Source organism: Deltaproteobacteria bacterium, from assembly GCA_021737785.1.
Taxonomy (GTDB): Bacteria; Desulfobacterota; DSM-4660; order Desulfatiglandales; family Desulfatiglandaceae; genus AUK324.
Map to the genome: position 1 here is coordinate 1 of JAIPDI010000031.1, position 21374 is coordinate 21374.

The window sequence follows — 21374 nt, forward strand, 5'->3', positions numbered from 1 at the left end:
TAAGGAAAAAAACCTTTTCTGGGTGATCCAGGTTCCTTTCCCAACCTTCCATTATTCCAGTATTCCAACATTCCAGATGTCTGGCAACATCGAACCCCCTTGATAATAGGAAGTCAATCGAGAACCACTTTGGTTGCGGGCATCCGCGTTAGTATGGATCCGGGTTTGGGAAATTGAGGGGTTTGGGAATTCAGGGACTTAGAGCCTTTGCAAGGCCAAGACGGAAAGCGGACGAAATACAGGAGACCGACCGGATGAAAAATGAAGGCATGGTGAAGTCTATCATTCTGGGCGCCGCCATCTTCTTAGGGTTATCCCTACTGGGTTATCTTTTGGGCGGCAGTGTGGTAAGATTCAAGGAATTCGAAAGGTCGGTATCGGTGAAGGGCCTGTCCGAGAAGGAATTGCCCGCAGACATCGCTCTGTGGCCGATTCAGTTCACCCGTGCCGGTAACGATATCTCTCAGGTGTATGCCGATCTGGAAAAGGATACCGGGCAGATCACCGATTTTCTGATCAGCAACGGATTTGTGGATTCGGAGATCACGGTCTCTCCTCCTGCGATTACCGACAAACTGGCACAACAGTATGGAGATACCTCGAAGATAGGGCTTCGATACGGCGCAACACAGAACATTACGGTATATACGGATAAGATCGACGCGGTCAGGGCCACCATGAAAAAGCTGGCTGAGTTGGGAAGGCGCGGGATCGTGTTTACCGGCGGCAATTATGAAAACAAGACGGAGTTCATATTTACGGGGCTCAACCATATCAAGCCGGAAATGATCGAAGAGGCGACCCGGAAGGCCCGGGAGGTGGCGCAAAAATTCGCCAAGGACTCTGACAGCAGGTTGGGGAAAATCAAGCGGGCCCGGCAGGGTCAGTTCTCCATTACGGACAGGGACAGGAATACCCCCCATATCAAGAAGATACGTGTGGTATCCACCGTGGAATATTATTTATCGGATTGATGATTTCTTGTTGCCGGAAGAGGAGATGGGCGCCCATTCCCGATCTCCAGGAAAACCTGAGGAGTTCGTCAAGGCACTTGAAGACAAATTAGCAGTGCCTGAACGAAAATCACGCCTTGGCGTGATTCAGGCACAATTGCGAATTGAGGAATTGCGAATTCCGATCCACCCTTTTTGGATTTCCGGGTTTTCTGAAGGGGAAACGTTATAAATGAAGGTCATCAGAAAAAGCTGTGCGCAGGGCGCCAGAGAGGCGGAGGGGCTTGCGGTCATCATCGATGTGTTCAGGGCCTTTTCATGTGAACCCCTATTCTTTTATTTCGGGGCGCGTCGGGTGATCATGGAGGCGGATCCGGCAAAGGCGGTTTCCCTCAAGAACGAGCACCCGGAATTTGTCCTTTCAGGCGAAGTCAACGAAGTGCCGATCGAGGGTGCGGATCTGGGGAACTCCCCCACCCACATCATTCAAAAAGGGTTTCCCTATTTCGAAAACAAGACGGTCATCCATCGAACCACGGCAGGCGTTACCGGGGCCACAGCCGCCTTCAGGAAAGCGGAAGAAGTTGTCCTGGGAAGCTTTGTCATGGCAAAGGCGATTGCCGGTTATATAAAGGAAAAACGCCCGGACCGGGTGAGCCTTGTGGCCATGGGGGAACGGGCCGAAAGACCGGCGCCTGAGGACGAAGCGTGCGCGGACTATCTGGAACATCTCCTCATTGGTACTCCCTATGATCCGGTTCAGTCCTTCCGCGATGTGGTGTTCCAGCCCACAGCCCAAAAGTTTCTCTCAGGGACCAGGGACTATCTACCCAGGGAAGACCCCATTTTCTGCCTGCAGAAGGACCTCTTCGATCTGGTATTGACGGTCAGGACCGTTGACCACAGGCTGGAGGTCTCAGCTCGCTGGAGGAATGGGACCGGGTCGTTTTCTCCGGCAGCCCGCTGATGGTCCGGGGATTTGGAGGGCAGGGGCCTGAGATATGAAAAAAGAGGGAAAAATCATCATCAACAAAGACTGGTGCAAGGGGTGCGGCATCTGTGTTGCGTTCTGCCCTGAGGGGGCCCTGGTGCTGGACGACAATGAAAAGGCCTCCTGGGCCTACCCTGAAAAATGCCGGCGATGCGGGTTTTGCGAACTGAGGTGTCCGGACATCGCCATTGAACTGGTGAAAGAATGAATCCCGAACGCGCTGATGTAAGGTTTATGCAGGGCAACGAGGCCGTTGCCGAAGCCGCCCTCTATGCGGGGCTCCGCTTCTATGCGGGGTACCCCATCACGCCCTCCACGGAGATTGCCGAAATCCTCTCCAAAAGGCTTCCCGACGCAGGCGGAACCTTCATCCAGATGGAAGATGAAATCGCGTCCTTGTGCACGATAATCGGCGCCTCCCTGACCGGGCTCAAGGTGATGACCGCCACCAGCGGCCCCGGATTTTCACTCATGCAGGAGGCCATCGGATATGCCGTCATGGCCGAGGTCCCTTCGGTGATCGTCAATGTGCAGCGGGGCGGCCCCAGTACCGGCCTCCCCACGGCCGTGGCCCAGGGAGACGTCAACCAGGCCCGCTGGGGGGCCCACGGGGACCATTCCATTGTGACGCTCACCGCATCCAATCTTCAGGACGTGTTTCTGATGACCGTGGAAGGCTTTAACATGGCCGAGACCTACCGGACCCCGGTGATTCTTTTGTTCGATGAAATTGTCGGTCATATGCGGGAAAAGGTCGTTATTCCAAAACCTGGAGAGATAGAGATCATTGAAAGGCTCTGGACATCCGTGCGAGAAGGGACCAATTTCCATCCCTATCTGCGGCGTGAGGATGGAAGGCTGCCGATGAGCGCTTTCGGGGGGGTCCATCGGTACAATGTCACCGGTCTGGTCCACGACATGTGGGGATTCCCCTCAACCGATCCCGGCATTGCCTATGATCTCCTTCACCACCTGGTGGACAAGTTGGAAAACCGGGCAGACAGCATGGCGCACTACAAGGAATATTTTATTGACGATGCCCAGGTCCTTTTGATCTCCTACGGGAGTGCGGCCAGGAGCGCACTGCAGATGGTGGCGGATCGCCGGAAGCGGGGCGCCAAGTTAGGGCTGTTGGAGCTGCAGAGCCTCTGGCCTTTTCCGAGGGAAACCGTGCGGGAGGCTTGTGAAGGCCGGACCCATATCCTGGTGGTGGAGATGAATATGGGACAGGTCTGTCACGAGGTGAAAAAGGTCGTATCCAGGCCCGAGCGGGTGTTTCTCGCCAACCGGTTTGACGGGGTCTTCATATCGCCGGAGGACATCCTGCGGGTCCTCAATATGATACAGGGAAAAGGGGTCTGAACATGCCGGTCAAGGACTACCTGCGCCTCCGTTTCCTGCCGCACATCTGGTGCCCCGGCTGCGGCCACGGGATTGTCATGTCGGGGATGATACGGGCGATTGAACAGATCGGACTCCAAAAAAATGAGGTGGTGGCGGTATCGGGGATCGGGTGTTCTTCCCGGATCGTGGGATACCTCGATTTCCATACCATGCACACCCTTCACGGCAGGGCCCTTGCCTTTGCCACCGGGGTCAAGCTGGGAAGGCCCGATCTCACCGTTATTGTGCCGATGGGCGACGGCGATGCCCTGGCGATCGGGGGAAACCATTTCATCCACGCCGCCCGCAGGAACATCGACCTGACCGCCATTATCATGAACAACCGCATTTACGGCATGACCGGGGGCCAGGGCTCGCCCATGACCCCTCAGGGCATGAGGAGCACCACGTCCCCCCGGGGGATCGCAGATCCTGCCTTTGACATTGTGGAACTGGCGAAAGGGGCCGGGGCCTCCTTTGTGGCCCGGACCACGACCTACCATGCAACGGAGCTGACCCGGATGATCGAAAAGGCCATCCGTCACAGGGGATTTTCCGTGGTGGAGGTCCTGTCCCAGTGCCCGGTCTATTACGGCAGGCAGAACCGGATCGGGAACGGCATGGAGATGATGAAGGGGTTCAGGGACGACACCGCTCCCATCGGGTCCAAGAAGAAGGAGGCCCGGCCCGATCTGATCGAACGGGGCATTTTCGTGGACGAAGACCGGCCCCCCTATCCGGGCGGACGGGGAGGGACGAATGAGACAACCATGCAGAAATGAGACCTACTGAGGTGCAGCGGTCGGAGGTCAAAGTCGGAGATCAGAGGTCAGTAAAGACCGGAATCAGTAACGAGGATTCAGAATCCCGTCGAAGACGGGATCTTCGACCCGTACCCGGCATCCAGTATCCAGAAACCAGTATCCAGAAACCCGAGACATGAGTTTCCCATGCAAACCCAGCGCATCATCCTGAGCGGTTCCGGAGGCCAGGGCGTCATCACCGCAGCCATCATCCTGGCCGAGGCCGCGGTGGTCTACGAGGATTTGAACGCGGTTCAGACCCAGTCCTATGGCCCGGAGTCGCGCGGCGGGGCCACCCGGGCCGACGTCATTCTATCGGACGAACCCATCTATTACCCAAAGGTGGATCAACCCAACTTTGCGGCCTGCCTCACCCAGAAGGCCTACAACCGGTATTCATGGTCCATCCGTCCGGGCGGCCTCTTGTTGACCGATCGCCGCTATGTGCGGCAGGATCCCCGGGTGGACGCATGGCAGGTGGCACTGGGGATGTATGATGCGGTGGTGAATGATATCGGCAACCCGGTGGTGTTCAACATCTGCATGTTGGGGGCCCTCGTCGGCCTGACCGGCCTGGTGCGACCTGAATCAATCGCCCGGGTCTTGGAGACCCGCATTCCGGCGGATTTCCTGGATATGAACCGAACGGCCCTGCAGGCGGGCCTGGATTTGGCAGCAGAGATGAGCCATCATGTTTAAGAAAGATAGATGAGCTGTCTGAAAGAATCAATAAGCGGGAATATATCGGCTGGACTTGCGGCCGAGGAGGCCCGTCGCTACGCCGAAAGTATTGTGGAGACGATTCGAGAGCCCCATTATTAAAATTAACTCATATGGATAAGGTGCTGGGCCATGACCGTGCATAAGGCAAAGTCGAAACAGGGTGTTGATGTTCTTCAAAAATGCCCGACGGGCATCAGGGGTCTCGATGAAATCACCAAGGGAGGGCTTCCGAGGGGCAGGCCCACGCTGATCTGCGGCGGTGCGGGCGCGGGCAAAACACTTTTCGCCATGGAATTTCTAATGCGGGGCGCCATGGAGTACGGAGAACCCGGGGTCTTCATAACCTTCGAGGAGACGCCGGAGGATCTTGCGAAGAACTTCATGTCCCTCGGTTTTGATCTCCATGAGATGATGGCGCGGGGTCTCATCGAAACGGATCACATCCGCATCGCGAGAAGTGAGATTGAGGAGACGGGTGAGTACGATCTGGAGGGATTGTTCATCCGGCTGGGGAGCGCCATTGACTCCATTGGAGCGAAACGGGTTGTCTTGGATACCATCGAAGCCCTTTTTTCCGAGCTGCCGAATGCCACCATCCTTCGGGCAGAGCTTCGTCGGCTTTTTCACTGGTTGAAAGACCGTGGCGTGACAGCCGTCGTTACGGGAGAAAAGGGCGACAAGACACTGACACGCTACGGACTCGAAGAATATGTCGCCGATTGCGTGATCTTCCTCGATTTCCGCATCGTGAAACAAATTGCCACCCGCCGCCTGCGTATTATTAAGTACCGCGGTTCATCTCACGGCCCCGACGAGTATCCCTTCCTGATAGGCGAGGAAGGCCTCTCGATCCTGCCCATCACCTCCATCGGGCTCGACTACCCCGTTTCCACGGAGCGCATCTCCACGGGCGTTCCCAAGTTGGATGCCATGTTTGACGGCAAGGGGTTCTACCGGGGCAGCACCATCCTCGTCTCCGGTACAGCAGGCACAGGCAAGACAAGTCTGTCGAGCACCTTTGCCGACGCCGCCTGCCGGCGAGGGGAGCGCTGCCTCTATTTTGCCTTCGAAGAATCGCCCAGACAGATCATCCGGAACATGGGCTCCATCGGCATGGATCTCAATCAATGGGTGAAGAAGGGGCTTCTCGAGTTCCATTCAGCCCGGCCTACGCTTTACGGCCTTGAGATGCACCTCGTCACCTTCCACAAGGCGATCGAGGCGTTCAAACCCCGGATTTTCATCGTGGACCCCATCAGCAACCTGATCAATGTGGGAACCGCATCAGAAGTGAAATCCATATTAACGCGCCTTATCGACTATTTGAAGATGCAAAAGATCTCCACCCTCCTTACCGACCTCACCCATTTCGGCAGCAGCGTTGAACGCACAAGCGAAGAGATATCTTCGCTGATCGATACGTGGCTTCTCCTGCGGGATATCGAACTCCATGGGGAACGAAACCGGGGGCTCTACATTTTAAAATCCCGCGGCATGCCCCACTCCAATCAGATTCAGGAGTTCCTCCTCTCGAACCAGGGCATTAACCTTGTTGACATCTATACCGGCTCCGGCGAGGTATTGACCGGCAGTGCCCGGGCAATCCAGGAAGGCAAGGAAAAGGCCTCTGAGCTGGCGCGCCAACGTGAGGTGGATCGTAAGTTCCGCGAGCAGGAGCGCAAGAGAAAGACCCTGGAAGCAAAAATGGCAGCCCTCCGCGCCCAATTGGATGCGGAATCCGAAGAACTGCGTTTGATGGCGGAAGAAGAGCGGCGAAGGCAGGCTGCCCTGGCAGACAACCGTTCGGAAATAGCGCATCTCCGCAAGGGGGAACCTTCGGCAGCCCGACGAAAGGCTCGAAAAAGAAGCGGGAAAGGAGATTAGCATGAAACCCGTCTCGCCAGGGAAGGGAAAGAAGGCAACGGCCGGTTCAACGGAAGAGATCTGGAATCTCCGGTTATATGTCGCCGGCCAGACCCCGAAATCGATTACGGCCCTTGCCAATCTGAAGACGATCTGCGAAGAGCACCTCGCGGGGAAATACAACATTGAAGTGATAGACCTTTTGCAGAAACCCCAGCTTGCCAAAGGGGATCAGATTATTGCCGTACCGACACTGGTAAGGAAGCTTCCGGAACCGCTCAAAAAGATCATCGGAGATCTGGCCAACACGGAGCGCGTCCTGGTGGGTCTCGATATTCGTTCCGGCTCCGGATAATAGAATTACTTTTGGAGTAACAGAGATGGCGGTGAAGAGAGGGAAAACCCGTGCTGAGGCACTCGAAAAGGCCACAGCGGGGCGAGAAAGCGAAGGGTATGTTCTTCGGCTGTATGTTACCGGGTTGACCCCGCGGTCAACCCTGGCCATCGCCAATGTCCGGAAAATCTGTGACCAACACCTGGCGGGCCGTTACGAACTCAAGGTGATAGACCTCTACCAACAGCCCAGGCTGGCCAAGGGAGAACAGATTATTGCAGCGCCAACGCTCATCAAAACGCTCCCCCTGCCGCTCCGCAGGCTCATCGGCGACATGTCGGATACGGAGAAGGTTCTTATGGGCATGGATCTGAAACCCCGGACATCCTGAGTGTGCGTCCATGAGCAAATCGGATAAAACACGCCAACACCTTTTGGATGAGTTGGAGGAACTCACATCGCGGCTGATGGAAGCTGAGGAGACCCTGCGCGCCATCCAGGGCGGTGAGGTGGATGGCCTGGTTGTCTCAACCGCGGAAGGAGATCGCGTCTTTACACTATCGGGTGCCGATCATCCTTACAGGGTCATGGTCGAAACCATGAACGAAGGGGCCGTCACCTTTGCCCCCGACGGTACGATCCTTTACTGCAACCAAAGTTTTGCAGATATCGTCAACGTGTCTCTGGAAAAAGCCATAGGATCTTCAATCTACCGATACGTTTCATCAACAGACCTTCAGCTGTTTGAGGCATTGATTGAGCGGGGTTTAGAAGGGAACGGCAAGGGGGAACTGGCGTTACAGGCCGCAGGTGAAATTTCCGTACCTGTCTTACTTTCCATAAGCGGCCTTCGGAACGCGGATATGCCCGGTGCAGTGTGCGCCGTCATGGTGGACATCACCGAGCGGAAGGAGATGGAGGAGGCCTTAAAAAGATCCTACAACGAACTGGAACGACAAACCGTCGAAATTCGGACGGCTCTCTCTGAAATCAAAGTATTGAAAGACCAGCTCGAGGCCGAGAATATTTACCTTCGTCAAGAGAGCAAAATGAAACATCACCTCGACCATATTCTCGGGGAAAGTGATGCGCTCAAGTATGTTCTCTATCGAGCGGAGCAGGTCGCTCCTACGAACACAACGGTCCTCATCCTTGGCGAGACCGGTACGGGAAAGGAGCTGATCGCCGCCGCCATCCATAACATGAGCCCTCGCAAGAATCGGCCCCTGATCACCGTCAACTGCGCCGCCCTGCCGGCCAATTTGATGGAGAGCGAATTGTTCGGCCGGGAGAAAGGGGCATTTACCGGGGCCGATACCCGCCAGGCAGGCCGGTTCGAGGTCGCCAATGGTTCCACCATCTGTCTTGACGAGATCGGGGAACTGCCGCTGGAACTGCAGGCAAAGCTCCTTCGGGTCATCCAGCATAATGAATTTGAGCGCCTGGGCTCATCTCATACCATCAAGGTGGATGTGCGGATCGTGGCGACGACCAATCGAAACCTTGAGGAAGAGGTCCGCGAGGGGCGATTCCGGAAGGACCTTTACTATCGGCTCAACGTTTTCCCCATCACTGTCCCTCCCCTGCGGCAGAGGAAAGAAGACATCCCGTTGTTGGTCAAGACCTTCCTGTCGCGATATGCCAGGAAATTGGGGAAACAGATCACGTCGATCCAGAAGGAGACGATGAAGGCCCTGCAGGATTATTCGTGGCCAGGGAACGTCCGGGAGCTGGAAAGCGTCCTTGAACGGGCCGTGATCCTGTGCCCCGGGCCGGCCTTGCAGTTGGCGGATAAACTGGAGTTTTCCTTCCTCTCCCCGTCATCCGGCGTAAGAACCCTCGAAGAGGCGGAGCGAAACCAAATCCTCGAGATCCTTTCGGAATGCCGATGGCGCATCGAGGGAAAGGAGGGGGCCGCGGCGATCCTGGGTCTCCACCCGAGCACCTTGAGAGCGAGGATGCATAAGCTCGGAATCGTGCGTCCGGCGACCAATGAGTGAGATTGAGAACCGGCTCTCCTTAAAAACTCCCTCAATATATTGAGGTTCCACCAAATATTGAGGCCAAACCCATCGGTTCACCCTTCCCTACGCTTTTCCCCCATTCATCTAATCCACTGTTATTACGGGATGATTCCAAATTCTCTCCTTTTCCGGTTCCTGGCAGGCCGCTTGCAAAGACGATCCGCATGATCCTGGTCACCACACCCAAGAGAGAATTCTTGTCATTTTATTGGGGAGGGGATATGACTTAGCGAAGGGCTATGAAAGTTTTTTCGCGCCCTAAGTGCTGAAAGAACGATGATATGACGGATTTTGACGCCATAGTGGTCGGCAGCGGCGCCGGCGGGCTCAGCGCTGCGTTGCGCATGGCCCAGCAGGATGTATCGGTCTTAGTTCTCGAGGCCATGCCCTCTTTCGGAGGGTATCTGAATCCATTTGTTCGTAACGGCTACCGGTTCGACACCGGTCTCCATTACCTGGGAAAGCTCGGCAGGGGGGGTACATTCCGGCTTCTTCTGGAGCTGCTGGGGCTTGATGGAAGGCTTGATTTCGTCGAACTTGACCCGGACGGTTTCGACCGCTACGTGTTTCCGGATTTTGAAGTCAGGCTCTGTAAAGGAAAGGAGCGCTACCAGGAGCGGCTGCAGCGTCTTTTTCCTCAAGAATCCAAGGCTATTGAACGATATTTCAATGTGATCGACAGTTTGCTGAGGGTCTTCTCCGATCCCCACGGCCCCCCCAAGAGCTTGCTGGATCGCTTGCGGTATGTCTTCAGACATCCGGTCCTGATAAAATATCACCGCGCCACCTATCAACAGATGCTGAACGGCATCACCCGCAACCCGCGCCTGCAGGCGGCCCTGTCGGCCCACTGCGGCAACAGCGGACTGCCCCCCGAGCGCGCTTCGGCCTTTTTGTGCATGATGCTGCTGGACCATTATCTGGACGGGGCCTACTACCCCAAAGGCGGCAGCGCGGCCCTTCGGGATGCGCTTGTGACGGCCTTGATGCAAAAAAACGGCGTTTTGAAGAACCGGACGCCGGTGACCGGCATACACCGGTCCGGCACGGAATTTATCGTTACCGACCGGTCCGGCGAGACAGTCTCGGCCAGAACGGTCATCAGCAATGTGGATCCGCTGATCGCATTCCAGAAGTTAGTCGATCCAGGGATTATCCCTCGGTCGATTAAAAAAAAGGTGGCTCGACTGCGGCCATCTGCGGGTTCGTTTTACGCATTTATCGGAACGCGTATTGATCCGGCCGCGGCCGGCCTGACTGACGCCAACATCATCCATTTCGAATATACGGATGTAAACCGGACCTTCGCTTCCATTGACGGGCGGCAGGGGTCGGACCCGTTCCCCTATTACTTCGTGACATCACCCTCTTTGAAAGATCCGGATCATCGGCACGCCCCTGACGGTTGTCACACCCTCGAGATCATCAGTGGATTGGGTTATGAGCACCCCTTCACGCCCTGGTCCGGCACCCGGAGCCGCGGGCGCGGCGGCGAATATTTACGGTTAAAGAACCAGATCGGAATGAGCCTCGTCCGGTCGGCCGAACGCTATATCCCAGGTCTTAGCAGCGAACTCGATTATGTCGAATTCGCCACGCCGCTCTCCAATGAATACTGGGTCAACAGCTTTGGCGGGGGAAATTTCGGGCTCGAACAGACCCCGGACCAATTCGGCCCCGGACGTTTTTGCGATTGCACGACCGGCATCCAAGGACTTTTTGTGGTGGGGGCCGGCGCCATCTGCGCGGGCGTGTTGAGCTGCATGGCCTCAGGCGTCTGGGCCGCCGACAAGGCCGTCGAGTTTCTCGGTTGACAATGCCGCCAATATGTCATGACAGGTATCACAGCTTGATCTATAGTTTTTCAGAAATTAAATTTCACAAATTTTCCGCTGAGGTTGCCAGAGTAGGTTGGGTAGAGCGTAGCGAAACCCAACGAACGGGCGGTGACCATCACCCGCCGCCAAAATTGTTGGGTTACGCTTAACATGCTGGATTGAAATACATTCCAGCCATCACTGCCTGTTTGACGAAGGCATGTTTGCAACCTTTCCCGACGCTAACCCAACCTACGCGGCGAAGACCCTGCAACGGACATCTCCGGATTGAGGTTTCAAAATCAAACTGGAAATTATTTATCTGAAAAACTATAAAAGAACAGGCGGGGCCTTCGAGCGCTCCAAGGTCCTTTCGGAATACCTTGAGAGTGAGGAACCATAAGCTCGGGATCCTCCGTCCGGAGACCAAGGAGTCAGATTAAGATCCGGTTCTCCTTAAAGACTCCCTCAATATATTGAGGTTCCACCAAATATTGAGGCCAAACCCATCGGTTCACCCTTCCCTACGCTTTTCGTCAATTCATATAATACTCTGTTATTACAGAATAATTCCAAATTCTTTCCTTTTCCGATTCCTGGCAGGCCACTTGCAGTGATGATCGGCATGAACCTGATTATCAGCAGCGGGCAAAAAGAGTCCGGATGCGCGGTCCCAGCCAGAGGATGAATGACCGGGATGACAGGGACCAACGTGCCATTACGAGAACCCAATTACGAAAGGAGAAACACCATGAAATCAAGCACAAAAGACCAAGCGGAAGGCACGTTTCACAAAGTGAAAGGCAAGATCAAGGAGGTTGCCGGGAAGGTGAGCATGAATGCTGACTTGGAAGCCACAGGCAAAGAGGAAAAGCTTGCCGGAAAAGTCCAGGAAAAAATCGGCGAACTCGAGAAGGTCCTGGGTAAGTAGAAAGGAGTCGTGGGATGGGAGAGGCCAAGAAAGAGGCGAAAGACGATGCAGCCCCGAACGTAGGGCAAGCCATATCCGGACGTATCCTGGTGGCTGAGGACAATAAGGACATTAAGGATATGGTTTCCAGGTTCCTTAAGTATATCGGATTTGAGGTTGCCCTTGCCGGCAACGGTCTCGAAGCACTCTCTCTGTTTCTCAATGCCTCTTTCGATCTGGTTCTAACCGACCTTGACATGCCGGATATGGACGGTTGGGGCTTGACAAGCTGCATTAAGAAAAGGTCGCCTGACACTCCGGTTGTATTGATGACGGGGGAGGATAGAGAGACCGTCCTGAGGGACGTGGAAAGATGGCCTGTTGACTCAGTCATATTCAAGCCCTTTGCACTGGAAGATCTTCAAAGGACAGTCCAAGGAGCCCTGGAGCTGAGGAGATGACCATAAAGTGCCTTTCGTGCCGCCAAAAAATCAGTGTCGCCGCCAACCGGATAAGATGGACCCCATTGGAGGGAGTTCACGGACCCACCTCCACTGACTCAAACAGCAAGAGAAAAACCTCATGTGTCATTCCTGCCCAAGGTTCGGCAAAACACATAGACCCCTGATCGTATTCCGTGGATTGGGGAAATCCTGGCTCATGCAGAGCTGAGAAAGGAGGACAGATAACATGCAAATCAGTATGTCGCCACAGCCGGTGATTGCTCTAATCGCGGGAATTGCGATTCTCCTTGTCCCGAGGCTATTGAATTACATCGTTGCCATCTATCTCATCATATTCGGCATTCTCGGGTTGGTTCGAATTTAAGTGAAGACGCCGTTTAAAAGGAGGTGAACATGTTTTGGACCCTATTTGTGATTCTCGTGATTCTGTGGGGTCTCGGGGTCCTGGTTTTTCAAGTCATTCGAGATCGGTGTCGAAACATACAGGGGCGCGGTTTTAGTGAGGGGTTCCGTTTATTCCCAAAAGGGCGTCGAGAAATCGAGTGAAATGGCCAGTGATGTCGAAGGGGTCAAATGATACGCGGCAAGAAAGAGGGGGTGACAAGGAAGCATTTGCTATGAGGCCTACCTTTCAAAAATCAGGCGGGGAAGAGCAAAACAGCAAAAACCGCCGTCCTATCATCTTTATGTCTTTGGTTTTGTTCCTGACGGTGATGGCGCTGGTATGGTTCGGCTACTCTTCGTGGCGCGCTTACCACACGATGAAAGCCGAAATTAAATCCTATTCCAGGATCATGGAACTTCGCAGCGACATCATCCACTTGGACGAGGTACTGACCATGTCTGCACGCCTGGCGGCCGCCACGGGCGACCTCTCCTGGGAGCAGCGCTATCGTATTTTCGAGCCTAAATTGGACACAGCCATAAAAGAGGCGGTACGGCTTGCCCCCCAGGTCTCTATCCGGGCTTCTGCAGAAACCGATGCCGCCAACAGCCTGCTGGTGGAGTTGGAAAACCGCGCCTTTGATCTTGTTCGCCGGGGGCGCACGGACGAAGCCGGTCGCCTCTTGTTCAGCGACGAATATGAAGAGCAAAAACGAATATACGCCCGGGGGATGGCCGAATTGGCCGTCGGTCTTTCTGCGGCTGCAGATGCCGCTCTTGCAGGTGAACGTCGCAATGCCTTGCTGCACATCGGGCTGGTTTTTGTGTTTATTCCGCTGTTGATTATCGGCTGGTTTGTTGTCTTTCGAGTTGTCAAGATCTGGGAGCGGACCCTCGTGAGCAAAACAGAGCTTGAAAAAGAGATAGAGGCCCGGAAACGTTCAGAGGAAAAGATCCATTTCCAAAAGATATATTTCGAAAGCCTGTTTCAGAATCTGCCGGACGGCGTGGTCACTTTTGACAAAGACGGGTATATTATTGAGATTAATAAAGCATTTGCCGAAATGTTCGGCTACACTCAGGCGGAAGTCAAAGGGACGGATATCTGCGAGCTGGTGGTGCCGCCGGACCGGAAAGAAGAAGCCGATGCCATAAGGGAACGTATTTCAAGCGGCGAATCTGTAAACGTTGAAACCATCCGCAAACGCAAGGACGGTTCCCTGTTTGATGTCCACCTCCAGTCGGTGGCCGTATCGATCGACAGCCATTTGATGAGGCATATTTTTATTTACAGAGACGTTTCAGAGAAAAAAGAGCATGAAGCTGTTTTAATGCAATCCCGGTCCCTGGCCCAAAAGGAACACGCCAGGCTTTCCGCCATGATTTCCACCATGAATGAGGGGGTGATTTTTGCCGACAGCCGGAACATCATCACGGATGTCAATCCGTTTTTTTGCAGTTTTGTCGGCAGAAAATACGATGAGCTGATCGGAAAAGGGCTGGAGGAGTTTCATTCCGGCGATATCTTGAAAAAAATAATCGATCATATTACCGCCTTTCGCACAAATATCGATTCAAAGGGGATCGAAATACAAAGAAAAATAGGGGCGTCGGAAGTGATTCTGCGGGTTCAGCCGATTTACCTGGCTAATCATTACGAAGGCGTTCTTTTAAACGTTATTGACGTGACGGCTTTTGTTGAGGCCAGGCAGCAGGCCGAGGCGGCCAACCTCGCCAAGAGCGAATTTCTGGCCAACATGAGTCATGAAATCAGGACCCCCATGAACGGCGTCATCGGTATGACCGAGCTGCTCCTCGGAACCCATATCACCAAAGAGCAGCGTGATTACCTGGAGACGCTCAACACCTCGTCGGAGTATCTGCTCAATCTCATTAATGACATCCTGGACCTTTCCAGGATCGAGGCCGGCCGGCTTGAACTGGAAGAAATCGACTTCGACCTGAGAACCACGCTCGAAGGGGCGGCCGGGGCGCTCTCGCCCAAGGCCCATGAAAAGGGCCTGGAACTGATCTGCCATATCGCACCCGATGTCCCGACCGCCCTGATGGGAGATCCCGGCAGGCTTCGCCAGGTTATCCTCAATTTTACCGGCAATGCCATTAAATTCACCGAAAAGGGGCAGGTGGTCATTGGGGCAAAGACCGAAAAAGAGGAGGAAACATCCACGACCTTGCATTTCACGGTTGGCGATACGGGCATCGGCATTCCCCCTGACAAGCTGGAGATGATCTTCGAGAGTTTCAGGCAGGTGGACAGCTCCGTCACCCGGCGATACGGCGGGACGGGCCTGGGCCTGACCATATCCAGGCAGATCGTTCGGATGATGGGCGGCAGGGTTTGGGCGGAAAGCGAACCTGGAAAGGGAAGCGTCTTTCATTTTACAGTCCCCTTTACCCTCAGCCGGGCCGAAATCCGCAAACCCGTATCTCCTGATGCCATCGACATTGCCGGTATCCGTGCGCTCATCGTGGATGACAATGCCCTCAATCGACAAATATACAGGGAAATGCTCTCCAAATGGGGGCTCATCCACGGTGAGGCACGGGACGGAGAAGGCGCCATCGAAGAGATAAAGCGGGCATTTGCGTCGGCGGAACCCTATCGTCTCATGCTGTTGGACTTCCAGATGCCCGGGATGGACGGGTTCGAACTGGCGGAAAAGGTCATGGAGAGCCCCTATGGGGAAGGCCTGGAGATTATCATGTTGACTTCCGCAGGCCAACCGGGAGATGCGGAACGATGCAGGAAGATGGGTATCTCAGGCTATCTGCAGAAGCCGGCCAGAATGGCGAAGCTTTTGGATGCTGTTTTGATGGTTCTCGGCCGTCGCACTGATGGGCCACCTTCCCCTGTGACCCGTCACAGGGTTCAGGATGCCCGCATGAGATTGCATATCCTCCTGGCTGAAGACAATCCCATCAACCGGAAAGTGGCCTTCGAGGTATTGAAAAAAAGGGGTCACCGGGTGACGATGGTCGCAAACGGCCTTGAAGCGGTGAAGGCATTTGAACGGGAGCCCTTTGATTTGATCCTCATGGACGTCCAGATGCCGGAGATGGATGGAATAGAGGCGACCAGGAGGATCAGAAGGTTAGAAGGTGAGAGGGGTGGAAGCGTAGAAGCTGAAAGCTCAGAGCTCAAAGGCAAAGAAGACTCTCCGCCTCGTTCCGAAAGGCATCCAGCATCCGGTATCCAGCATCCGGTATCCAGAATCCCGATCGTGGCCATGACGGCCCATGCCCTGAAAGGGGATCGTGTAAAATGCCTCGAGGCCGGAATGGACGACTACGTGTCCAAGCCGGTCAAGGCGGAGGTGCTTTACCGGGTCATCGAGAACCTGGTAAACACCAGGCAAAAGGACGATGAGGCTCGTACCACGGTTCTCCGTGTTCCCCCGGACCTGCCGGAGGACAGGGCTGTTTTCGACCTCTCCGCGGCCCTGGAGGCGGTGGGTGGAGACCGGACGCTTTTCCTTGAAATCGCCCGGCTTTTTCTGAGCGAGCTTCCCCAGGCCGTGAGCGACATCAGGGAGGCGGTCTCGAACAGCGACGCCTCTCGCCTGGAACAGGGGGCCCACAAGCTGAAGGGGTCCCTGTCGATTGTGGGCGCCAAACGGGCCTTTGATGCGGCCTATGGTCTGGAGGTCCTCGGCAGGGAAAAAAAGATGCAGGAGGCCCAACATGCAGTGGATGTGCTCTTGCAGGATCTTCAAGACCTGGAGTCCGCCCTTCGGATCAGCCTCAAGGAGGTTGACGCATGAAGATCCTGATCGTTGAAGACGATCCCGTCTCCATGAGGGTTTTGGAGGGCAGAGAGATCACCTCAATCTATGTTTTGTTTATGGGAAGATGAATCGGGAAGAGCGGCATCTGAAGTACTCTTCAGGGACTCAGCACTCTGTCCCCTCAACACTGCTGATGGGCCATCATCTATGAATGCATCCGACACATCCATACGCCCCCCCCCCAACAAAGGATGCAGATGGGGGAAATCCTGGTTGTCACAGCGGAACCGGCTCTCCTTAAAGACTCCCTCAATATGTGGAGGTTCCACCAAATATTGAGGCCAAACCCATCGGTTCACCCTTTCCTACGCTTTTTGCCCATTCATCTAATCTTCTGTTATTACAGTATTATTCCAGATATTCTCTTTTTTCGGTTCCTGGCAGGCCACTTGCAGCTACGATCTGCATGATACTGGTCATCACACGAATGAAGGTTCTTCCTGAGAAGCGCATGGAGCTGTCTCAGGCGATCACTTCCCTGATCGGTCCCATACGGACAGAGAAGGGATGCCTGCGCTGCGACTTTTGCCGGAGCATGGAGGATGAAAATGAACTCCATATCCTCGAAGAATGGAATACCGGGGAAAACCTGAACAGCCATCTGAAGTCCGACCGGTTTCGTGTACTTCGCGGGGCCATGAATCTTCTCCAGGAGCCCTGTGAAATGGTGTGCCACACCGTAGCAGGGGGAAAAAGGAAAAGGAGGGAGTGATGGAGAAAGCATGCAAGCCTCTTCAAAGAAGGGGGGAGAGGAATGTGTTCTGCCCTCTTTATAACCATTGTTTGAATCATGCAGTCAAGGAGTCCTGGGAATATTGGACCTGTCGTGATTGCCGGCATAAGCTCGATCGGGGAGCCAGGCCGGAGATGAAGCTTATGGTGAACGACTCAATTGAATATTCCGTTTTGATTTGGACTTGATTCGAGGGCGCCATGTTTTTGAACGGACCCGTATGGCGGCTCGAGTTGACCACGGTAGAATGGCCCAAGTAAGTTGCGCTTTTATACAGAATGGAGAAAAAAGATTCCCTCAATATATGGAGGTTCCACCAAATATTGAGGCCAACCGACCGTTTCACCCTTCCCCACGTTTCTCTCCCATTCATATAATCTACCGTTATCTATACATTATTCCAATTTCCTTCCCCTCCCGGGGTGTTGGCAAGACTGTTGCAGCTACCATCTGCATGATACTGGTCATCATACGAATGAAGGTTCTTCCTGAGAAGCGCATGGAGCTGTCCCAGGCGATCGGTTCCCTGATCGGCCCCATACGGACAGAGAAGGGATGCCTGCGCTGCGACTTCTGCCGGAGCGTGGAGGATGAAAATGAACTCCATATCCTCGAAGAATGGGATACCCGGGAAAACCTGAACAGCCATCTGAAGTCCGACCGGTTTCGTGTACTTCGCGGGGCGATGAACCTGCTCCAGGAGCCCTACGAAATGGCGTCTCACACCGTAGCAGCGGGAAAAAGGAAAAGGGAGGTGTGGCCCCGGTAGGGTGTGGTGCTTATGGGCAAACACGTCGGCCTGCAATCCAAATACTGCCTTTTCAGTGTATTGCGGGAAACACGGAGACAATCTTGAGAGAGAGAAAGGAGGATTGGCCATGACAGTGATAACACTTCTTATTGCGATTATTGCGTTGATCATTGCGGTTCTGGCATTTCAACGAACCGGAGGGACTAAAGATCTCAAGAAAACCACAGCCGAGCTTTTGGCAAAGATGGAAAAAAGGATGCGAGAAGAAGAAGCGTCTAAGGTGGCGGAAAACGAAAAACTGGAGCAGTAACCGAAACGTTATGGAAGGCATCAAACTCCGATGCCATGTAAAATAGCATCGTTATACGTGTTATCCGTCTGTTTTTAAAGGCATTCATCAATTGCAGCGGATCCGCCACGAATGTAAGGGAGGATAATCATGTATTTTTCATTAATCATCACCTTTTTACTTGTACTGGTAATCATCGTCACTGCGATACAGAACAGTATGCCTTTGGATTTCAAATTCTTGACCTGGACTTTTCAGCTGTCCATTACGGCCTTGATTGTTTATTCCTCCCTTTTGGGTGGCGCCATCGTGGCAATTTTGACCTTGCCAAAGCTGGCAAAAAAATCCCTTCATGCAAGGACCATGAACAAAGAGATTCATAAACTAAGGGAAAAGAGTGCAGGATAGGGTTTTTTTTGTAAGGCGAACTCAAAAATGGAGGTTCGAGATGGAGGAGGGGTCCAAATGAAACGGGTTATGTTCGTAAGGGGGTTGCTGGCAGTCATGTTGTTGATCCCGTGGATATTGTCGGGTTGCGGTGACAAGGACCAACCCCAAAGCAAGCCCGGGACCGTATCCGGGGATGACGTCAAGAAGGAGGCCAAGGAGGCTTACGAGACAACCAAGGCCTACACCCAGGAGCAGATGCAGACCGTTCGAAAACAGATGGAAACCAAACTGGATGAATATGGGGAGGACATTGATAAACTTCAGGCAAAGGCGGAACAGCTGGAAGGGGACGCCAAGGCGAAGGCGGAACAGCAATTGACGGCATTGCGTCAAAAGCGGGATGCGGTCGCTGAAAAGGTGAAGGAGTTAGGTGCTTCAAGCGGAAGCGCGTGGGAGCAACTCAAGTCAGGCATTGATGCGGCAATGGAGGAGTTGGCCAATACCTACAAAAAAGTTGTGGCCGAGTTCAGCAACTCCTAATGTTAAAACTATTAAGAGACCCCTAATTTCAGGCTCTTTCATTGAATTTTTCACATTCAAAGCGAAATCGAAAAGGAGAGATATGATGAAATCAGGGACACGGGATGAGGCAGAAGGCAAGATGCACCAAGTCAAAGGCAAGATCAAGGAAATCGCCGGGAAAGCAAGCGATAACCCAAAATTGTTAGCCGAAGGCAAAGAAGAAAGGAGCACCGGCAAAGTTCAGGAAAAGACGGGAGAGATCAAGAAGGTCGTTGGGACGTAGCATTCATTGTGACTGAAGGACTCTCAGAATGGATGCACTGGAATCTAATCCGAAAAAGGAGGACAAGGTATGAAAATGAGATGGCTGAAAATGGTTCTGCCGGTCGCTGCAGGTGCGTTTCTGATCGGCTGTGCTGCCCCGCAGGCGGTTCCCACATTTACCCCCCAGAATCTCAACCCGATGCTCCAGTCGGGGGACTATGTGCAAAAGGTGGATAATTTCGTCGTCATTGTCGACAAGTCCGGGACCATGGGTGAACCCTATAAGGGAGAGCTGAAGCTGGATATTGCCAAACGATTGGCGTCTCGAATGAATCACACCATTCCGGATCTCAAGATGACCGGAGCACTCAGGATCTTTGGCAGGACAGCCCTTTTTGATAATGAGCTGACCAAACTTTATTGGGGCCCGGCCCCGTATGAAAAGAGCGCCCTTGACGCGGGGTTGAACAAGATCGGTTTTAGCGTCGGCGAAAGTCCGCTGAATCAGGCCTTTGATGCGACGGCCCAGGACTTTAAATCGGCCCAGGGCGATATCGCGGTGATTATTTTCACCGATGCCGACAAAGATGTGATGGTGTATGACGCGGTCAAGAAGTCCGCGGCAGATTTGAAAGCGCATTACGGAAACAGGATCTGTTTCTATGCCGTACAGATCGGCGCGGATCCCGACGGCAAGAAGCTTCTTGAGCAGGTCGTGGAGACGGGTCAATGCGGAACCTATGTCACCGGGGACCAGGTCGCGTCCCCTGCGGGGATGGCCGATTTCGTGACAAGGGTGTTTCTGAAAAAGGCCCCGCCCAAACCCGCACCGGTGGAAAAGGTCGTCATTCTGGATTCCGACGGCGACGGTGTTCCCGACAATTTGGATAAGTGCCCGGGAACCCCCAAAGGCGCAAAGGTCAACGCGGACGGATGCTGGGTCATTGCGAATGTGCTGTTTGATTTTGACAAGTCCAATATTAAACCGCAATTCTCCCACCTGTTAGATGAAGTTGCTGTGGTATTCCAAAACAATCCGGGCCTCAGGGCGCAGATCGAAGGACATACGGACAGCATCGGTACTGAAGCCTATAACCTGAAGTTATCCATGAGAAGAGCCAATGCCGTGATAGACTATCTGGTCCGGAAGGGCGTTGGCAAGCACCGACTTTCCGCTGAAGGATTCGGGTTCTCCCAACCGATCGCCACCAACGAGACGGCAGAAGGACGGGCCTTGAACCGGAGGGTCCAAATTGTGCCTGTCCCATAGGGGTGCGGCAGAAACTGTGCTGTGAAGCGCTGTATGGATAGGGGTCGGGCCAAGGGCTCGGCCCCAGCCATCCAGCAGAAAGGGGTAAGACATGCTTTGGACCATATTTGTGATTCTTTTAATTCTATGGGGAGTGGGATTGCTGACGGGCTACACCATGGGCGGCGTTATCCACGCCCTTCTGGTCATCGCCATTATTGTGGTGGTGATTCAGGTTATTCAGGGGCGACGACGAGTGTAACCATTTAGGCCCTTGCCGGACAAGGCGGGGCATTTAGAGGAAGGAGCGAGTGATATGAAAATGAGGAACAGGTTTATCGGGTATTTTGTCCTTCTGATGGTGATTGCCGCGTTTTCGGCCTGTGGATCCACGTCCAAACAGACAACTCCAGGTGAATACGTGGATGATTCGGTCATCACGACCAAGGTTAAATCCCTGCTTGCAGGGGATGATTTTCTCAAATCATTCCAGATCAGTGTGGAAACCCGCAAGGGGATCGTTCAACTGAGCGGCTTCGTCAATTCTCAAAAGGCGGTCGATAAGGCGGGTCAAATCGCAAGGAGCGTTCAAGGGGTCACATCCGTAAGGAATGATCTGATCGTGAAATAGGCAGGCCTTGTTTTTTCCCGGGTGGATTCCGTCGGCCTGTTGTGATCCCAACCCTGAGTTCTGAGAGGACGCTCTTTGATCTGTGTATTC

General features: G+C 53.9%; 25 protein-coding genes. All 25 read left to right on the forward strand.

Annotated features, from left to right (window positions below):
• Positions 1–254: 254 nt before the first annotated feature.
• The 25 genes from K9N21_15285 (at position 255) to K9N21_15405 (ending at position 21284) form a co-directional block, all read left to right on the forward strand.
• A complete protein-coding gene (locus K9N21_15285; GenBank protein MCF8145278.1) occupies positions 255–974 on the forward strand; it encodes an SIMPL domain-containing protein in 720 nt (239 codons plus the stop codon).
• A 7-nt stretch (positions 975–981) separates the two neighbouring features.
• A complete protein-coding gene (locus tag K9N21_15290) occupies positions 982–1185 on the forward strand; it encodes a hypothetical protein (GenBank protein ID MCF8145279.1) in 204 nt (67 codons plus the stop codon).
• The gene (locus tag K9N21_15295; GenBank protein ID MCF8145280.1) at positions 1186–1920 is read left to right on the forward strand and encodes a 2-phosphosulfolactate phosphatase; all 735 of its coding nucleotides are present in this window, start codon (positions 1186–1188) and stop codon (positions 1918–1920) included.
• Positions 1921–1954: 34 nt separating this feature from the next.
• Positions 1955–2152, forward strand: coding sequence for a 4Fe-4S binding protein (locus K9N21_15300; GenBank protein MCF8145281.1), 198 nt, complete (start codon positions 1955–1957; stop codon positions 2150–2152).
• Positions 2149–3306, forward strand: coding sequence for a 2-oxoacid:acceptor oxidoreductase subunit alpha (locus tag K9N21_15305; protein MCF8145282.1), 1158 nt, complete (start codon positions 2149–2151; stop codon positions 3304–3306). The genes K9N21_15300 and K9N21_15305 overlap by 4 nt, the downstream gene beginning before the upstream one ends.
• Before the next feature lie 2 nt (positions 3307–3308).
• On the forward strand, positions 3309–4109 hold the full coding sequence (locus tag K9N21_15310; protein ID MCF8145283.1) for a 2-oxoacid:ferredoxin oxidoreductase subunit beta: 801 nt from the start codon (positions 3309–3311) through the stop codon (positions 4107–4109).
• Positions 4110–4277: 168 nt separating this feature from the next.
• Positions 4278–4829, forward strand: coding sequence for a 2-oxoacid:acceptor oxidoreductase family protein (locus tag K9N21_15315; protein ID MCF8145284.1), 552 nt, complete (start codon positions 4278–4280; stop codon positions 4827–4829).
• Positions 4830–4982: 153 nt separating this feature from the next.
• Positions 4983–6737: a circadian clock protein KaiC gene (kaiC, locus tag K9N21_15320; protein ID MCF8145285.1), complete on the forward strand. Its 1755-nt coding sequence runs from the start codon at positions 4983–4985 to the stop codon at positions 6735–6737.
• 1 nt (position 6738) lies between these two features.
• On the forward strand, positions 6739–7071 hold the full coding sequence (locus K9N21_15325; protein MCF8145286.1) for a circadian clock KaiB family protein: 333 nt from the start codon (positions 6739–6741) through the stop codon (positions 7069–7071).
• Positions 7072–7096: 25 nt separating this feature from the next.
• Entirely contained in the window at positions 7097–7441 is a 345-nt protein-coding gene (locus tag K9N21_15330) for a circadian clock KaiB family protein (GenBank protein ID MCF8145287.1), read from the forward strand.
• Positions 7442–7637: 196 nt separating this feature from the next.
• Positions 7638–9050, forward strand: a complete 1413-nt coding sequence (locus K9N21_15335) for a sigma-54-dependent Fis family transcriptional regulator (GenBank protein MCF8145288.1) — start codon at positions 7638–7640, stop codon at positions 9048–9050.
• Between the two features lie 305 nt (positions 9051–9355).
• Positions 9356–10888 (forward strand): NAD(P)/FAD-dependent oxidoreductase, encoded by a 1533-nt coding sequence (locus K9N21_15340; GenBank protein ID MCF8145289.1) that lies wholly within the window; start codon positions 9356–9358, stop codon positions 10886–10888.
• A gap of 754 nt (positions 10889–11642) precedes the next feature.
• Positions 11643–11822 (forward strand): CsbD family protein, encoded by a 180-nt coding sequence (locus tag K9N21_15345; GenBank protein MCF8145290.1) that lies wholly within the window; start codon positions 11643–11645, stop codon positions 11820–11822.
• 14 nt (positions 11823–11836) lie between these two features.
• A complete protein-coding gene (locus tag K9N21_15350; GenBank protein ID MCF8145291.1) occupies positions 11837–12262 on the forward strand; it encodes a response regulator in 426 nt (141 codons plus the stop codon).
• Positions 12263–12491: 229 nt separating this feature from the next.
• On the forward strand, positions 12492–12629 hold the full coding sequence (locus tag K9N21_15355) for a DUF3096 domain-containing protein (protein ID MCF8145292.1): 138 nt from the start codon (positions 12492–12494) through the stop codon (positions 12627–12629).
• 397 nt (positions 12630–13026) lie between these two features.
• Positions 13027–16431 (forward strand): response regulator, encoded by a 3405-nt coding sequence (locus K9N21_15360; GenBank protein ID MCF8145293.1) that lies wholly within the window; start codon positions 13027–13029, stop codon positions 16429–16431.
• Between the two features lie 430 nt (positions 16432–16861).
• Positions 16862–17167, forward strand: coding sequence for an antibiotic biosynthesis monooxygenase (locus K9N21_15365; GenBank protein ID MCF8145294.1), 306 nt, complete (start codon positions 16862–16864; stop codon positions 17165–17167).
• 475 nt (positions 17168–17642) lie between these two features.
• Positions 17643–17957 carry an antibiotic biosynthesis monooxygenase gene (locus K9N21_15370; GenBank protein ID MCF8145295.1) on the forward strand — a complete coding sequence of 105 codons (315 nt, stop codon included), beginning with the start codon at positions 17643–17645 and terminating at the stop codon, positions 17955–17957.
• 109 nt (positions 17958–18066) lie between these two features.
• Positions 18067–18249, forward strand: coding sequence for a hypothetical protein (locus K9N21_15375; protein MCF8145296.1), 183 nt, complete (start codon positions 18067–18069; stop codon positions 18247–18249).
• 129 nt (positions 18250–18378) lie between these two features.
• Complete coding sequence (locus K9N21_15380; protein MCF8145297.1) at positions 18379–18636, forward strand: LapA family protein; 258 nt, start codon at positions 18379–18381, stop codon at positions 18634–18636.
• 57 nt (positions 18637–18693) lie between these two features.
• Complete coding sequence (locus tag K9N21_15385) at positions 18694–19158, forward strand: hypothetical protein (GenBank protein MCF8145298.1); 465 nt, start codon at positions 18694–18696, stop codon at positions 19156–19158.
• Positions 19159–19243: 85 nt separating this feature from the next.
• Positions 19244–19423, forward strand: coding sequence for a CsbD family protein (locus K9N21_15390; GenBank protein ID MCF8145299.1), 180 nt, complete (start codon positions 19244–19246; stop codon positions 19421–19423).
• A gap of 69 nt (positions 19424–19492) precedes the next feature.
• On the forward strand, positions 19493–20674 hold the full coding sequence (locus K9N21_15395) for an OmpA family protein (GenBank protein ID MCF8145300.1): 1182 nt from the start codon (positions 19493–19495) through the stop codon (positions 20672–20674).
• 91 nt (positions 20675–20765) lie between these two features.
• Positions 20766–20915 (forward strand): lmo0937 family membrane protein, encoded by a 150-nt coding sequence (locus tag K9N21_15400; protein ID MCF8145301.1) that lies wholly within the window; start codon positions 20766–20768, stop codon positions 20913–20915.
• Between the two features lie 54 nt (positions 20916–20969).
• Entirely contained in the window at positions 20970–21284 is a 315-nt protein-coding gene (locus K9N21_15405) for a BON domain-containing protein (protein ID MCF8145302.1), read from the forward strand.
• Positions 21285–21374: the final 90 nt, after the last annotated feature.